The 15,700-nt window shown below is 53.3% G+C and carries 12 protein-coding genes; 2 read left to right on the forward strand and 10 right to left on the reverse strand.

The window, feature by feature from the left end; all coding sequences use genetic code 11:
• Positions 1-61: 61 nt before the first annotated feature.
• From OEV59_05600 to gyrA, 5 genes are read right to left on the reverse strand one after another with little or no spacing between them, the layout of a single operon-like run.
• Positions 62-1,417: a class II fructose-bisphosphate aldolase gene (locus OEV59_05600; protein MDH4227209.1), complete on the reverse strand. Its 1,356-nt coding sequence runs from the start codon at positions 1,415-1,417 to the stop codon at positions 62-64.
• A gap of 39 nt (positions 1,418-1,456) precedes the next feature.
• Positions 1,457-2,119: a TIGR04283 family arsenosugar biosynthesis glycosyltransferase gene (locus tag OEV59_05605; protein MDH4227210.1), complete on the reverse strand. Its 663-nt coding sequence runs from the start codon at positions 2,117-2,119 to the stop codon at positions 1,457-1,459.
• 11 nt (positions 2,120-2,130) lie between these two features.
• The gene (locus OEV59_05610; protein MDH4227211.1) at positions 2,131-3,132 is read right to left on the reverse strand and encodes an NAD(P)-dependent glycerol-3-phosphate dehydrogenase; all 1,002 of its coding nucleotides are present in this window, start codon (positions 3,130-3,132) and stop codon (positions 2,131-2,133) included.
• Complete coding sequence (locus tag OEV59_05615) at positions 3,129-4,019, reverse strand: tetratricopeptide repeat protein (protein MDH4227212.1); 891 nt, start codon at positions 4,017-4,019, stop codon at positions 3,129-3,131. Before OEV59_05615 ends, OEV59_05610 begins: the two co-directional genes overlap by 4 nt.
• Before the next feature lie 5 nt (positions 4,020-4,024).
• Positions 4,025-6,466, reverse strand: coding sequence for a DNA gyrase subunit A (gyrA, locus tag OEV59_05620; protein ID MDH4227213.1), 2,442 nt, complete (start codon positions 6,464-6,466; stop codon positions 4,025-4,027).
• A gap of 215 nt (positions 6,467-6,681) precedes the next feature.
• On the opposite strand from gyrA, the gene glyS reads away from it, so the two are divergent.
• Positions 6,682-8,871, forward strand: coding sequence for a glycine--tRNA ligase subunit beta (gene glyS, locus OEV59_05625; GenBank protein ID MDH4227214.1), 2,190 nt, complete (start codon positions 6,682-6,684; stop codon positions 8,869-8,871).
• Positions 8,872-9,288: 417 nt separating this feature from the next.
• Positions 9,289-9,477: a ribbon-helix-helix protein, CopG family gene (locus OEV59_05630; GenBank protein ID MDH4227215.1), complete on the forward strand. Its 189-nt coding sequence runs from the start codon at positions 9,289-9,291 to the stop codon at positions 9,475-9,477.
• A 28-nt stretch (positions 9,478-9,505) separates the two neighbouring features.
• On the opposite strand, the gene OEV59_05635 is transcribed toward OEV59_05630, so the two are convergent.
• Genes OEV59_05635 through OEV59_05655 form a run of 5 tightly spaced genes read right to left on the reverse strand, consistent with a single transcriptional unit; the run spans position 9,506 to position 15,670 of the window.
• Entirely contained in the window at positions 9,506-9,856 is a 351-nt protein-coding gene (locus tag OEV59_05635) for a PilZ domain-containing protein (GenBank protein ID MDH4227216.1), read from the reverse strand.
• 41 nt (positions 9,857-9,897) lie between these two features.
• Entirely contained in the window at positions 9,898-12,765 is a 2,868-nt protein-coding gene (gene uvrA, locus OEV59_05640) for an excinuclease ABC subunit UvrA (protein ID MDH4227217.1), read from the reverse strand.
• On the reverse strand, positions 12,765-13,730 hold the full coding sequence (gene pdxA, locus OEV59_05645) for a 4-hydroxythreonine-4-phosphate dehydrogenase PdxA (GenBank protein ID MDH4227218.1): 966 nt from the start codon (positions 13,728-13,730) through the stop codon (positions 12,765-12,767). The genes uvrA and pdxA overlap by 1 nt, the downstream gene beginning before the upstream one ends.
• Before the next feature lie 42 nt (positions 13,731-13,772).
• The gene (locus OEV59_05650) at positions 13,773-14,732 is read right to left on the reverse strand and encodes a SurA N-terminal domain-containing protein (GenBank protein MDH4227219.1); all 960 of its coding nucleotides are present in this window, start codon (positions 14,730-14,732) and stop codon (positions 13,773-13,775) included.
• Positions 14,729-15,670: a peptidyl-prolyl cis-trans isomerase gene (locus OEV59_05655; GenBank protein MDH4227220.1), complete on the reverse strand. Its 942-nt coding sequence runs from the start codon at positions 15,668-15,670 to the stop codon at positions 14,729-14,731. Before OEV59_05655 ends, OEV59_05650 begins: the two co-directional genes overlap by 4 nt.
• Positions 15,671-15,700 lie beyond the last annotated feature (30 nt).

Consider the following 15,700-nt stretch of genomic DNA (forward strand, 5'->3'; position numbering starts at 1 on the left):
TCGAAAGAACTCAATATTTTATGGTAACACAACAGGGGCCTGCATTTCCAGCCCCGAAGCCCTATTTTACGTACTTCTTTACGTGAGCGGAGGTGTTTACGGCATTGAGCTTTTTAAATATCAGATCAAAGCGGTCCTCGAGCTCTTTACCGATAGCGTCGATTGTCGGCCTCGGGAGCATCCACATCTTTTCCTTGAACGGCCCGAACCCCTTTTTCCTGGTCTTGTATATGAACTGCTCGTCCGTTTCCCCCGCCTTTTTCTCGTCAGAGTGCACCTTCCTAAGATGCTCGTATATCTCTTCTTTTAGCGCCTTTGGAAACGACGCGCTGTCGTAGGTAAGGTTCTGGAACCCGGTGGCAAGGTGCACCTCGGCAGCAGCCTTTTCCCTGAATATATGGAAGGCATCATCCGGGAGAGTGGACGCGCCGTGCTGCACAACACCCGAGAGCCCGTAGACCTCCCTCGATACCCTGGAAAGCTTTTCTATTGTGTCGAAGTCGACCTTCACCTTGGCTATGCTGCCGTCGGGGAGAACCACTCCGCCGTGCGAAGTGCCGGTCTGCACGCTTATCTTGCTTATGCCAATGAACTTTTTATCGAGCGCTGCCTTGTAGCCGTCCATGAAAGCTCTGAGCTCTTCCTCTGTCGAGTTCTTTCCGCCGACCTCGCCGATTTCGCCCCCAATCGAGACAACGGACAGCCCCTTTTCCTTTTCCTTATTTCTTATGAAGGCCGTAAGCTCTGCCGTGTTCTCGAAGTTCGGCCTCTGCTGCTCGGTAACGCTTGGCTTGCTTAGATCCACGATAGTGGAGGCGTCTATGTCGATGTTATAGAACTCGGCCTCAAGCGCCTCGGCAATGAGCTTTTTAAGGCCGTCTATCTCAGCCTTCTTATCTTCCCCGTACTTCTTTGCGTTTATCTGGAAGTGGTCGCCCTGTATGAACACGGGGGCCTTGTAGCCTTCCTTTATGGCAGCTGCAAGCACGCATGCCGCGTACTCCTCTGGCCTCTGGTCTGTGTAGCTTATCTCGCTCTTTGCTATCTCGAAGAGCACGGTTGTCGAGTCGTTCTTCTTTGCCGCGCGAAACACGGCCCTCGATGTGTCGTATGTAAGGCCGCGTATGTTTATCGCGGGAACGGTAAAATCCTTGCAATCACCCCTGCCCATTGCCTCGTATAGCCCCTGAATGGAGGCGGAGGGGGAGCCGAATGCCTTTGCAGCGGCCCTTATAATGCGCTTTGCCTCTGCTGCCACGGCCTTGTCTTTATTAATTGCCGCGTTGTAGGCAAGTATGTCGATTGCCTCAAAGCATAATTTCTTTTCATCGGTAATTGTAGCCTTGCCGCCTGCGTCTACCGTAAGCGCGGCCTTTACGGAATCTTTAAGCTCATCAACGGATTTTTTCAGCTGCATAATACCTTCTCCTTTTTAAAGGTTTTCCGTTAAAAACGGTCACGAATAATACCTCTTATACAGGGCCGCTGCGTCGCGGCGAAAGAAATAATCTATAAACAGGCCCCAATTCCGAAGCGTCCTCTTTAATACGCCGTCCCTTTGCCACCTTCTTGGCGACACAGTGACCGCCTCCTTGAGTATACACAGCGTTTTGGCTTTCTTCAACCTCTTAATGAGTTCCAGGTCTTCCATAATCGGAAGCCCATTAAAGCCGCCTGCGTCGGTAAAGGCCTGCCTTGTTACGAAAAGTGCCTGGTCTCCGTAGGCAATTTTAAGGGCCCTTGCCCGAAGGTTCGCGCCAAATTCTATCAGCCTGTACGAAAACCCTTTTGCATCTATGCCAAGAGAGAACATGCCTGCCTGAAACCCTCTCTCGATCGCGCTGCTTACATCTTTGGCCCAGCCACCCGGCAGCCTTGCGTCCGCATGAAGAAAGATAAGCACATCGCCGGTTGCCACCTTTGCGCCTTCATCCATCTGGGCGCCGCGGCCTTTTTTAGCGCTTATAACCTTTGCGCCAAGGGCCTTGGCCTTTTTTACCGTGCCGTCACTGCTGCCAGCGTCGGCAACTATAACTTCGGCTCCATCTGCCGACCTTACGGCCCTTTCTATGTTTGCCTCTTCATCAAGGGCCGGTATTACGACGGAAAAACTCCCCATCCCCGTTCCACCTACTCGCCTTTAAGCTCCCTTGTCATAAGGGCCATGACAGCGTCCCTTGGGCTTTTACCTTCGTTTAATACCTTACAGACCTCTTCGGCAATTGGCATCTCGATATTACTGCGCCTCGAAAGCTCTACAACCGAGGCTGCGGTCATAACGCCCTCTGCAACGGTCTTTCTGCCTTCCATAAGTTCCTTTAAGGTCTTGCCCTGCCCTATCTCGAAACCAACGGTATAGTTCCTGGAGAGCGGCCCTGTGCATGTAAGCACAAGGTCTCCCATGCCGGAGAGCCCGTAGAAGGTCTCTGCCTTTGCGCCAAGCTTTACGCCAAGCCTCGTCATCTCTGCAAGGGCCCTTGTAATGAGGGCGCTCCTTGAGTTGAACCCGAGCCCGAGGCCGTCGGATATGCCGGAAGCTATCGCCATTACATTCTTTAATGTCCCTCCAAGTTCGACACCCACCGGGTCTGTGTTCGTATATACTCTAAAGTACTTTGTCGAGAAAACATCCTGCGCGGCCTCTGCCGCATCAAGGCTTGGCGCTGCAACGCAGGCTGCTGCAGGAAGACCTTTTGAAAGTTCCTTTGCGAATGTCGGGCCGGAAAGCACGCCGAGCCTGTCGCCAAATTCTTTGCCAAGGGTTTCAAGAAGCACGCTACGGCAAGTAAGAAAGGTCTTTGCCTCGAGCCCCTTTGAGGCGTTTATAACGACAGCATCAGGGCCTATCAGCCCCTTTGCGTCCTTGAAAACGCTCCTTATGGCCTGTGTGGGCACAACGCACACGACCATTCCTGCGCCCAAGAGCGCGTCGTTAAGCGAATTAGTTATTTTTAGAGATTCGGGAAGCTTAACACCCGGAAGATAGGTCTTATTCTCTCTAACTTCGGGCATCTCCTTTGCAAGCCAGTCCTCATAGGCCCAGAGTGTGGTATCCACGCCCTTAATAGCGAGCATCGCGGCAATCGTCGTGCCCCAGCTTCCGGCTCCTATGACCGAAACGCGCATTGTCAGTCCGTCTCCCTAAGCTTCATCTGCGTGTTGCCGCCTTCTGGAAGAGGCACGGCTATTATCTCGCTCTTCATCCTCTCCTCCACTGCGACCATCTTGATTCTCACGATACTCTTATTCGGGTACTCTTTTTCGAGTTCCTTTAGAAGCTTCATCGCCTCGCCAAGGTATCCGCCGGCTATGAGCGAAGACGCCTTCTCGAGCTTTGCCTCCATGGCAACGGGCTGTCCGGCGTACTTCTTCATGACGTAATCGAAGGAATTCGCGGCCTCGAGGTACTCGCCTCCCATGAAGTACGTCATTGCGATAAGGAAATGCGCCCGTTCGGTGTATTCGCTCGAAGGGCGTTTTTTAAGAAGGTCGTCGAGCTCGATTCTTGCCTGCTTGAAATCGCCGACCCCCATGTACTCGTTTGCAAGCTCGAAGCGGTATCTTGCGGCATTGGACTCGGGCCCGGCCTTGACGAGCCATATGTATTCCTCGACCGCCTGCCTGTGGTTATCGCCATCGGAAAATATGGCGGCCCTGTCCTCTCTTGCGTTTATCACATAAGAGCTGTCCGGATAAACGTATAAGAGCACGGCATAGGCCTTCAATGCATCTTTCGGCCTCTTGAGGAACTTGTAGTTTATGTACCCTGTCTTGTACTGGCTCGCTGCGGCAAGCTGGCTGTCAGGGTACTTATCGACAAAGACCGAGAACTTCTCGATTGCGGTCGCATAATCCGAAGCGGCAAGATGGCGCTCTGCGTCGTAAAATAATTTTTCCTCTTCCCTGCTTACGCGCTTGCAGCCAAAGGAGGCGGAAATAAGGACTGCCGCGACGGCTATCAATACGCCGGCTAGAAGAACGCGGCCAACGCCTATTTTGCCAGGGCCCTTGTAAGGCACGGCATCTACTCTTCGGCCTCTTCTTCTTCCGCGCCCTCTACTATCGGGGCCAGGCCGCCTATCTTCTCGTCCTTGTCTATGTCCATAAGCCTAACGCCCTGGGTGTTCCTGCCTATGACAGAGACGCCCTTCATGGCGATGCGTATGATTTTGCCCTTGCTCGTAGAAAGCATTATCTCATCCGAGTCCGTCACCTGGGCTATGCCTACGACAGGGCCGTTTCTCTCCGTTACCTTGATGTTTATCAGGCCGCTACCGCCTCTGGACTGCGTCCTGTACTCCGAGAGCTCGCTTCTCTTGCCGTAGCCTTTCTCGGTGACGGTGAGCATGGTGACGTTATCGGCAAGGGTCTCCATGCCGACCACCTCGTCGTCCTTCGATAGGTTCAAGGCCTTGACGCCCCTTGCCTGGCGGCCCATCTCCCTCACGTCCTCCTCGTTAAAACGTATGGACATGCCCTCCTTGGTGGCCACGAAGATATCCTTCTTGCCGTCGGTAAGGCGCGCGTTTATGAGGCTATCGCCCGCATCCAGGCTCACGGCTATAAGGCCGCTTGTGCGGATGTTAGAGAAGCTCATCAGATCGCTCTTCTTTATGACGCCCTGGCGCGTGCCCATGACTATACAGGAGCCTTCGGTAAACTCCCTGACGGGCAGGAATGCCGTGATCTTTTCGCCCGGAGAAAGGCTAAGTATGTTAACTATCGCCTTGCCCTTTGCGGCCCTGCCGGCCTGCGGGATGTCGTAGACCTTTAGCGCATAGGCCTTGCCTTTGTCGGTAAAGAAGAGGATGTGGCTGTGCGTCGAGGCAACGAACATGCTCGAGACAAAGTCCTCGTCCCTGGTCGTCATGCCGGTCTTGCCCTTACCGCCCCTCTTTTGAATTTTAAAGAGGCTCGTCGGGTTCCTCTTTATATAGCCGTTACCGGTGATGGTGACGACCATGTCCTCTTCGACTATTACGTCCTCGAGGGTTATTTCCTCTGCCTGGTCAACTATCTGGGTACGCCTCGGGTCTGCGTAGCGCTCCCTTATTGCCTTAAGCTCGTCGACGATGACGCCCATAAGGAGCTTCTCGCTTGCCAGTATTTCCTCGTACTTCTTTATCAGCGCTATCACTTCCTTGTACTCTGCAATTATCTTCTCTCTCTCGAGAGCGGTCAGGCGATGGAGCCTCATATCGAGGATGGCGGTTGCCTGTATCTCCGAGAGCTTGAACTTCGTTATGAGCCCTTCTTTGGCTTCCTGCGGGCTCTTGGATGCGCGTATCAGCTTTATCACATTGTCGAGGTTGTCTATGGCGATCTTTAGCCCCTCGAGTATATGGGCCCTTTCGCGGGCCTTTTTTAAATCGAATACAAAACGCCTGGTAACGACCTCTTTACGGAACTTGACGAACTCGTTTAAGAGGTCTGCAAGCGGCAACACCTTTGGCTGGCCTTCGACGAGCGCGAGGTTGATGATGCCGAATGATGAACGCATCTGCGTGTGGAGATAGAGGTTATTGAGTATTACCTCGGCCACCTCGTCGCGCTTTAAATCCACCACAACCCTCATGCCCTCTCTCGAGGACTCGTCTCTTATGTCCGAGATGCCCTCTATCTTCTTGTCGTGCACGAGCTCGGCGATTCTCTCGATGAGCTTTGCCTTGTTGACCATGTAGGGTATCTCTGTGATGACGATGCTCTGGCGCCCGGTCCGTGAATTCTTCTCAACCGTTGCCTTTGCCCTCATCTGCACGACACCCTTGCCGGTCTTGTAGGCATCCACGATGCCTTCCCTGCCGTATATGAAACCGCTTGTCGGGAAGTCGGGGCCGGGCACTATCTTCAAAAGCTCCTTAACGGTCGCATCGGGCTTCTTTATGACGTAAATTATGGCGTCGATTATCTCGCCAAGGTTATGCGGCGGCATGTTGGTTGCCATGCCAACGGCAATACCGGAAGAGCCGTTTACAAGAAGGTTCGGGAATGCCGCGGGTAAAACGCTCGGCTCTCTTTCCGAGCCGTCGTAGTTCGGGACAAAGTCGACGGTTTCCTTGTCTATGTCGGCAAGGAGCTCGCTTGAGAGCCTCGCCATCCTTACTTCCGTGTACCTCATGGCAGCAGGCGAGTCGCCGTCTATGCTTCCGAAGTTACCCTGACCGTCGATGAGCGGGTACCTCATGGAGAAGTCCTGGACAAGCCTCGTAATGGTGTCGTATACCGCTATGTCGCCGTGCGGATGGTATTTACCTATGACGTCTCCGACCACGCGGGCTGACTTTTTATAGGGCTTATTCCACTCAACCCCCATCTCGTGCATGGCGAATATGACACGCCTGTGCACGGGCTTTAATCCGTCACGCACATCCGGGAGCGCCCTTCCTACGATTACGCTCATCGCGTAATCGAGGTACGAGCGTTGCATTTCATCTTCTATGGCAACCGGAATTTTCTCTTGGGCCATTGCTAAAAAATACCTCCGTAACCGGGGAGTAAAAAGGCGGAAATCTCCTTAAAAATCAGACTCTTTATAATATTAGGGATTCGCCGACATGTCAAGTAATAAAGGCCGCTTGGGGGCCGTAAAAAAGCGCCTCTAACAGCTTGAAAATGCTAAAAAATCTTGCATTCTTTGCCAGTTCTGGTAAATTATCAAGTTGAACCGTATAGTAAAACACCATGGCAAAAGACCTCATACTCGAACTCGGCTCAGAAGAGCTGCCGGCAAGATTTATAAACCCATCGCTTGCCGCCCTTAAAACAGGCCTTGAAAAGGCCCTGAAAGAGCATAACATCGCCTTCGCGTCCCTGGAGACCTATGGCACTCCCAGGCGTCTTGCCGCCATAATAAAAGGTCTCGAAGAAAAACAAGCAGACTCGGTGCTTGAAGCAAGAGGCCCGAGTAAGCAGGCTGCCTTTGACAAGGACGGCAATCCAACGAACGCGCTCATAGGGTTCGCGAAATCCCACAACGTAAAACCAGCGGACGTAAAAACAATAAAGACCGAAAAGGGCGAGTACGTCTGCATATCCAAAAAAATCAAGGGCAAGAAGACCTCTGAGATACTGCCGGCACTCTTGAAGAACGCTGTAGAGAAACTCACTTTCCCCAAGTCCATGCACTGGGGCTCATTCGACGTGACCTACGGACGGCCGCTTCACTGGATACTGGCAATGTACGGGACATCGAAAGTTGAGTTCGACTACGGCCACATAAAAAGCTCCAACACGACCTGCGGCCACCGCTTCAAGAGTCCGGCAAAGATAAAGATAACCTCGGCCTCGGCGTACCTTAAATCCCTTAAAAAGGCATTCGTGCTTGCCGATATAGAAGAAAGAAAGGCAATCATTCACAAAAACCTCAAGATAGAGGCAGAGAAGTCCGGCGGAGAGGTGCTCTACGACGACGGGCTTATGGAAGAGGTTGCCAATCTTGTCGAGTACCCGACCGTTGTAAAAGGCTGCTTTGAGAAAGAATTTCTCACGCTGCCGCGCCAGGTCGTTATAAACGCCATGCGCGAGCACCAGAGGTACTTCTGCGTGATAAGCAAGAAGGGCGAGCTCTTGCCGTATTTTCTTACGGTATCGAACACGCCGGTCAAAAAAGTAAAGACCGTTAGCTCGGGTAACGAGCGCGTTCTAAGGGCCAGGCTAAACGACGCCAAATTCTACTACGAAAAAGACCTCAAGACGCCGCTTGCCTCACGGGTGGATGCGCTAAAGGGTGTCGTATTCCAGGCAAAGCTTGGCACGTCATACGAAAAGGTGGTGCGCTTTACGCGCCTTGCCGTTGCAATAGGCGAAACAGTCGGGTTCTCGGCCCACGCAAACGGAGACGAACCGCTTCACTTCCTAAATAACTCCTCTGTAAAATCCGGCATAGCAGAGGGCATGCTCGACGTCACGACCATCGGGGATTCCAAAGAATACAACAAGTACGTGCTCGGACGGGCATCGATGCTTGCAAAGGCGGATTTGGTAAGCGGCATGGTCGGAGAGTTCCCGTCACTCCAGGGCCTCATGGGCATGGAGTACGCGCTAAAGGACAACGAGCCTGAAGAGGTCGCAACAGCCATATTCGAGCACTACCTGCCGACGACATCCGGCGGCGCGCTTCCGACTACAAAGGCAGGTGCAATAGTTAGCATCGCAGACAAGCTTGACACCATCTGCGGCTGCTTTGGCGTTGGGCTCATCCCAACCGGCGCAGCTGACCCGTACGCGCTAAGAAGGTTCTCTATCGGCATCATGGCCATCATACAGGACAAGGGCCTTCACCTGCCACTTGACTGGGCAATCGACCGCTCTCTCGACATACTTGGCGACAAGCTAAAGCGCAAAAAGAACGAGGCGACTTCCGACATACTCGAGTTCTTCAGGGAAAGGCTTAAAAACCAGCTCACTTCCCAGGGGCTTGGCGCAGATACCGTAGAGGCGGTATTTAGCGCGGGATGGGCCGAGATAAACGACGCCGTAGCGCGGGTTAAGGCATTGGAGGAGTTCAAGGGGCACGAGGCCTTTGGCAGGCTCGTGGTTGCGTTCAAGCGCGTCTCCAACATTCTAAAGGGATTCGACGCCGAGGACACTTCAGTTGATACGAAACTCTTCAAGGAAAAGGACGAAAGCTCGCTTCTTGGCGCAATAAAGGCCGCCTCCCCGGAGGTAGAAAAGTACCGGTCAGCAGCCGATTATAGCAGGGTGTTTACCTCGCTTGCCTCAATAAAGGAGGCCGTTGACTCGTTCTTCGATAATGTGATGGTAATGACAGACGACGCGGCGCTAAAGACAAACCGCCTGAGGCTTCTTAACTCTGTAAGAGGGCTTTATATAAAGACAGCGGACCTATCCAAGCTAACCGTAGCAGAATAAAACTCTTTCCTGTAGAAAAATCTGTAAAATCTGGTATTATTACAATTTAAGACCAATCTGGTCGGTATGCTTTCCTGTTCGCGCACCATGCACTTGCGTTTTCATACTACCTTACCGCGCGAATCGAAAAAAGACGAGAATACGCCCTCCCCTGCCGGGAGCTTGCTTTTGGGCCGTTTAATTTTGGCATACATGGGGTGTATGCCGTGAATAAGGCCGCAACAACACTCACGCGAACCAATGAAAGCGTAATGGGGTTACGCTTCATTGCCCCCCTTTATCTTGCAGGGAGGCCGGCTCGTGTAAAAGGGCGTATTCCCGCGACTCACGCTTTTTCCGTGCAGGAGGCGCAAGTCTCGTTAGCAAAGATAACATTGTTAACATTATTTTGTCAACCTGTTTATTGCGGGTATATAGATGAAAAATACCGACCTTATAGGCGTAAGACTTTCAAAAAAGTTAAAGGACGTCCTTCAACGCATGGCTGAGAAGGACGAGAGAAGTGTTTCGTGGATAGCAAGAAAACTCATCGTGGACTCGCTTTCCAAGCGCGGAATACTGCCGAAGGAAGGGTCGCGGCCAAAACCGCCGAAAAGGCCGCGCTAAGACGCGATAATTCCGGGGTTACAAAAGATCAAAGCTTTTTTCTCTGATAAAGCTCGGCAAGGGCTTCGTCCTGCTTTGTAAAACTAACCCCCATGCCGCACTTTACCACTCCCGAAAGCCCGGGCGGCGCAACCTTTGCCCACATCACAACGCCCTCGGCCCTGTAGAGCTTGCCGCTGCTCTCGAGTTCCATGACGAGCTTTTCGCCTTTTGCATAAACTTCACTGGTCTTTATGCAAAGACCGGTGCCAGAGATATCGGTAACAAGGGCCATGTACTCAAGCCTGCCCTTCCCATACCGTATCTTGCACCTGAAGGCAACCCTGTCGCTACTGCGACCGTCGCTGCCGCCGACGCTATCGCCAATATAGACACCCATGTCCTGTATGGGTATATATATACGGCATCGACTATAAATTGTCAACCTGGATGTGCGCGCATGGCTATGGATTTCGCGCTAAGGGCTTCCTTTAGAAACTCGCCTGTATACGACCCCTTTACCTTCGCAATCTCTTCGGGCGTGCCCTCGGCCATCAAGCGGCCTCCGGCCTCGCCGCCCTCGGGGCCAAGGTCTATGACATAGTCAGCGGACTTTATGACGTCGAGATTGTGCTCGATGATTATTATCGTATTGCCCGCATCGCGAAGCCTCATAAGCACGCTTATCAGCATCTTTATGTCGGCAAAGTGCAGTCCCGTGGTCGGCTCGTCAAGTATATAAAGGGTCTTCCCGGTTGCCCTTTTCGAGAGTTCCTTCGATAGCTTTATGCGCTGCGCCTCGCCGCCGGAAAGCGTTGTAGCAGACTGACCAAGCCGTATGTACCCGAGCCCGACCTCGGCAAGTGTATCCAACTTTTCCTTTACCTGAGGCACATTCTCGAAAAACTTCGCTGCCTCCAAAACAGTCATCTCCAGGCACTCGGCGATGTTTTTGCCTTTGTACCTCACCTCGAGCGTTTCCCTGTTGTAGCGCTTCTTGGCGCATTCCTCGCAGTGCACGTACACGTCCGGGAGAAAATGCATCTCGACCTTTATCACGCCGTCCCCTGCGCAAGCCTCGCACCGTCCGCCCTTGACGTTGAAGCTAAAGCGCCCGGGGCCGTAGCCTTTGAGCTTTGCCTCGGGAAGGCGGCTATAGAGTTCCCTTATGGGCATGAAAACGCCGGTATATGTGGCGGGGTTGCTCCTTGGCGTTCTTCCTATGGGAGTCTGGTCTATGCCAATGACCTTATCGACATGCTCAAGGCCGCTTATGGAATCGAGAGCGCCTGCCCGCTCCTTCGAGCCGTAGAGACGGCGCATCAACTGCCTCTCCAGCGTGTCGATTACAAAGGTGCTTTTACCGGAGCCCGAAACCCCTGTAACGCAAGTCATCAGCCCGACAGGGATGCTTACGGTAATATCCTTTAAATTATTGGCCTTCATTCCTGAAAGCGTTATCATACGGCCATCAGCGCGCTTTCTAGTCTTTGGCACCTCTATAGAGAGCTCGCCGTCAAGGTACTTTGCCGTCATGGACCTCTTCGATCCGAGTATGTCTTTAACAGAGCCGGAGGCAACGACCTCTCCGCCAAGCTCGCCTGCGCCGGGGCCCATGTCTATTATGAAGTCGGCGCTCTCGATAGTGGACTCATCGTGCTCGACAACGATAACGGTATTGCCCATGTCGCGAAGCCTCTTTAGCGCGGCAATCAAGCGGCGGTTATCCCTCTGATGAAGGCCTATGGACGGCTCATCGAGCACGTACAGCACGCCCGTTAGGCTAGAACCTATCTGGGTCGCGAGCCTTATGCGCTGCGCCTCGCCCCCTGACAATGTGGCAGCGGCCCTCTCGAGCGAAAGGTACCCGAGCCCGACGTTTACGAGAAAAGAGAGCCGCTCGGTTATTTCTTTTAAGATGCGCCTTGCTATAGCTGCCTTTGTCTCGTCGAGCTTCAAGGAAGAGAAAAACGCGAACGCATCGGCAACCGTCGCGCAAACGCTCTCACGTATGGTCCTGTCCCCGACCTTAACGCAAAGGGCCTCGGCCTTTAGCCTCGAGCCCAGGCACACGTGACAGCTCTGCGCGTTCATGAACCTCTCGAGCTCTGCCCTCGCCTCTTCGCTCTCGGTTTCCTTATACCTTCGCTCAAGGTTCGCTATCAGCCCTTCGAACGGTTCATGGAACGTGTACGAGCTCTTGCCCTTTTTGTACTCGACTTTTATCTTTTCCTCACCGGAGCCGTGTAAAAGGGCGTCCTTGACCTTTTTCGTAAGCTTTGCAAACGGAATATCGGCATCGAAGCGGTAGTGGCGGCAAAGCGACGGGATTATCTGCTCGAACCACGCTGCATTCGAGGCCGCGCCCTTTTTCCTCCACGGTAAGAGCGCGGCCTGGTTTACCGAAAGGTTCTTATCTGGCACGGCAAGCTCCTCGTCGAAAAAAAACTTCTCGCCAAGGCCGTTACATTCCGGGCACGCGCCGTGCGGGCTGTTAAAGGAGAACATCGCCGGCGTTATCTCCGGATAACTTACGCCGCAGTCGGCGCAGGAGAGGCGTTCGTTAAAGAACAGCCCTTTTTTGCCCTTTGGCGCGTCTGCGTACTCTATTGCGGCAAACCCTCCGGAAAGCCTTGTAGAGCTCTCGAGGGCCTCGGCAAGGCGGCCCCTTACGGCTCCACCTATGACAAGACGGTCCACTATTACATCTATAAAATGCTTTTTACGTTTGTCGAGAGAAACTACTTTATCGAGTTCCACGACCGCGCCGTCTATACGGGCGCGGGTGTACCCCATGCGCCGAAAGCCATCGAGCTCTTTTTTATATTCGCCCTTTCTGCCCCTTACCACAGGGGAAAGAATAAGCACGCGGGAGCCGGGCTCGAGCGCCATGGCGCGCTCGGTCATCTGCGTTATGGTCTGGAAGTTTATGGGCTTGCCGCATTTATGGCAATAGAGCGAGCCCACGCGCGCGTAAAGAAGCCGCAGGTAATCGTATATCTCGGTTATTGTGCCAACAGTTGAACGCGGATTCCTGCTCGTTGTCTTCTGCTCAATTGCTATGGCAGGAGAAAGACCTTCTATGCTCTCGACATCTGGCTTATCCATCTGCTCCAGGAACTGCCTTGCGTACACCGAAAGGCTTTCGACGTAACGCCTCTGGCCTTCGGCGTATATGGTGTCAAAGGCAAGAGAAGACTTTCCGGAACCGGAGACGCCGGTAATCACAACGAGCTTTTGCTTTGGTATCTCTATATCGAAGTTCTTTAAGTTATGCTCTCTGGCGCCTTTTATGATTATGCTCTTCATTACCGGCGGCCCTTTCGCTTCCCTGCCATGGCGGCTGCAGAAAGCACCGCGGCTGCCATGCTCTCGGGCCGTGCCACACCCTTCCACGCGATATCGTATGCAGTGCCGTGGTCAACGGAAGTGCGTATTATCGAAAGCCCAAGTGTCGTATTAACCCCGTCCTCGAAGTGAAGAAGCTTAAGAGGTATAAGGCCCTGGTCGTGGTACATGCAGACAACCGCGTCGAATTCCTTTTTTCGCACGGCGCGGTAAAACACCGTGTCCGAAGGAAGCGGGCCGATTGCGTTAATGCCGGCCTTTAGCGCCTTTTTAACAGCAGGGGCGACGATGCGCTCGTCTTCGTCGCCAAACATCGCGGCCTCGCCTGCGTGCGGGTTAAGGCCGCACACGGCTATGCGCGGCCTCTTCATGCCGAAATATTTTTTAAACGATTCATCGGTTATGCGTATTGTTTTCAAAATATTCCCGACTGTAAGAAGGCGCGGCACGTTCTTTATTGCCTCGTGTATGGTCACGAGCACGACCTTTAGCGACTCCCCGCCAAGCATCATCGCGTACTCATCCGAGCCGGTAAGATGGGCTATGAACTCGGTATGCCCTGGGAACTTGAAGCCCGCGAGCCTTGCGGCCTCCTTGCTTATCGGCGCCGTAACGATTGCGTCCGCCTCGCCTGTCACGGCCATGTCAACGGCCAGCTCTATGGCAGCTATCATGGCCTTCGAGCCTTCGATGGACGGCCTGCCGGGCTTTACGGCAGCAGCATTTATCTTCGATGCGCTTATTATCTCTACGGAGATGGGAAACGGTATGGAAAGTTTCTTGGAGACTCTTGCAAAGACACCCTCATCGCCGACAACGCGTATATCGGCGCTCTCTCTTACGCGCCTTATCCCGAGGGCCTTTAAAATTATCTCCGGGCCGACCCCGGAAGGGTCTCCCATGGTTATGGCTATGCGGGGTTTCATAGTGCGGACGGGGCCTCTAAAATGGACTTGAAGATAACCTGCCTAAAGCCTTACCTCGATGGATGCTATTTTCTTTACCTCGTCTATCCATAAATCGTACTTCTGCTTCATGAGCTTCGAATAAAGCCTGTCGGCGAGCTTATCCTTCACCTCGTTAAACGGCACGGCCTCGCCCTTTCTAACGTCCACGAGGTTGAAAAAATACACCCCGTCCTTCGATGGAATGGGGCCGGCTATCTTTCCCGACAAAAGCCCTTCGATGGCAAGGGCGTAATCGTCGGAGAGCTCGCTCTTTTTAAGATACCCCATGTCGCCGCCTTTATCTCCGTGGCCGCCGTCGGAATGCCTGCCGACGAGCACGGCAAAGTCCTCTCCGCTTGCAAGGGCCCCGCGTATGGCCTCTATCCTGGCAACGTTTTTCTTGTCGTCTATCTTGCCGGAAAGGAACAGCACCATCAGGCGCACCTCTTCCTCGCTTCTAAACTCGTCTATATTGTTGGCGTAGTAGTCGCGCACGTCGTCTTCGCCCATCTTCACCTTCGTGCGTATGAACCTGTTCATAAACTTGCTTCGCCTGATGTCTTCCTTCAACTGGTCCCTGTACTCCTTGTACGTTATGCCGCTGTTGGAGAGCGTTAGGACAAGGGCCTCGTGCGTGAACCTGTTTTGCCGCTTTATGTCCTCTACGGCGTTGTCTATTTCCTTTTCGCTCACGTCTATGCCCGCGCGCTCGGAGTATATCTTTACGAGCTTTTCCTCGATAAGGCCGTCGAGCACCTTGTTTCGTATCTCGGCGTCCTTTGCCTCCGACAGCTCGCCCTTGAAGCCTCCCTTTATGGCGGCAACCGCGGCATCGAGTTCGACGAGGGTTATTATCTCGCCGTTCACAACGGCGACTATCCTGTTCACGGTCTCCGAAGACGCCTGTTGCGAAACCATCACAATGGCCGCAAGGAGCGCGGCCGCGATGACCGCCGTTTTATGCGAAAAAAGCCGCCTCACTGCAAGAGCCCCATGTCCACGTCTATCGATACCGTCTTCTTTAATTCCATCATCCACGTATTATAAGCGTCCTCTGCGCGTTCTCTCTTCAATCTTTCGGTTATCTTGCCCTTTACGTCCTCGAACTTAAGATTGCCGCCCTCGGCCTTTTCCTCGAGCTTGAATATATGGTAACCGTACTCGGTCTTTATTACCTGGCTTACGCCGCCGACGTTCAAAGCGAATATCGCGGCCTCGAACTCGGGGGGCATGTCGCCCCTGGCAAAGTATCCGAGATCACCGCCGCTTCTGGCCTCTATGCCAACAGATACCGCAGCGGCAACGCTCTCGAAGCTTTCGTTTTTAAGCCTCTTCTTCGCGTTCTCCGCAGCCTTCTCGGACTTGACGATTATCATCCTGGCCCTTACCCGTTCCGGTACCTCGTAGTCCCTGCGGTTGGCGTTATAATAGGCCCTCGCATCTGTCTCCGTTACCAGTATCTTCGTGCCGACCACCGTATCCACGGTCTTCTTTATAAGGAGCTTTCGAGAAAGCTCGGCCTTCCAGTTCTCGAAGCTGTCGTAGCGGCTCTCTATGGCGGCCTTGAAGTCGGCATCTCCGGAGGCCTCTTTTAAAACATTTATCTCCTTCGAGAGCTCGGCCTCGTTTACCGAGATATTACGCTTTGCGGCCTCGTCGAGTATTATGGCCTCGTCAACAAGCTGGCTAAGAAGGTTCTTTCTTAACTCGCGAAGCTCTTCCTCCGAGGCCTCGTTATCGGCCTCGGGCACGAGCCTCTTTAGCGAGGCCCTGAACTCTCCGAGCGTAACGACCTGAGAGCCGACCTTGACAAGCGGCTTCGAATTGTTTTTCTCGTCCTCGGCCCTGCCGCCAAGATTGCACGAAACGAGAAAAACAAGGGCCGCGGCTGAGACAACAACCGCACGGTTCCTATACATGCTCCCAAATATACGCATAATTATGAAATT

This window comes from Deltaproteobacteria bacterium (genome assembly GCA_029858205.1).
GTDB lineage: Bacteria > Desulfobacterota > GWC2-55-46 > GWC2-55-46 > DRQE01 > JAOUFM01.

Excerpts from the sequence above, each read along its gene's own strand:
- OEV59_05630 (MDH4227215.1), top strand. The coding sequence starts at position 9,289 with ATGAAAAATACCGACCTTATAGGCGTAAGACTTTCAAAAAAGTTAAAG.
- OEV59_05655 (MDH4227220.1), bottom strand. The coding sequence starts at position 15,670 with ATGTATAGGAACCGTGCGGTTGTTGTCTCAGCCGCGGCCCTTGTTTTT.
- pdxA (MDH4227218.1), bottom strand. The coding sequence starts at position 13,730 with ATGAAACCCCGCATAGCCATAACCATGGGAGACCCTTCCGGGGTCGGC.
- OEV59_05605 (MDH4227210.1), bottom strand. The coding sequence starts at position 2,119 with ATGGGGAGTTTTTCCGTCGTAATACCGGCCCTTGATGAAGAGGCAAAC.
- glyS (MDH4227214.1), top strand. The coding sequence starts at position 6,682 with ATGGCAAAAGACCTCATACTCGAACTCGGCTCAGAAGAGCTGCCGGCA.
- gyrA (MDH4227213.1), bottom strand. The coding sequence starts at position 6,466 with ATGGCCCAAGAGAAAATTCCGGTTGCCATAGAAGATGAAATGCAACGC.
- OEV59_05600 (MDH4227209.1), bottom strand. The coding sequence starts at position 1,417 with ATGCAGCTGAAAAAATCCGTTGATGAGCTTAAAGATTCCGTAAAGGCC.
- OEV59_05635 (MDH4227216.1), bottom strand. The coding sequence starts at position 9,856 with ATGGGTGTCTATATTGGCGATAGCGTCGGCGGCAGCGACGGTCGCAGT.
- uvrA (MDH4227217.1), bottom strand. The coding sequence starts at position 12,765 with ATGAAGAGCATAATCATAAAAGGCGCCAGAGAGCATAACTTAAAGAAC.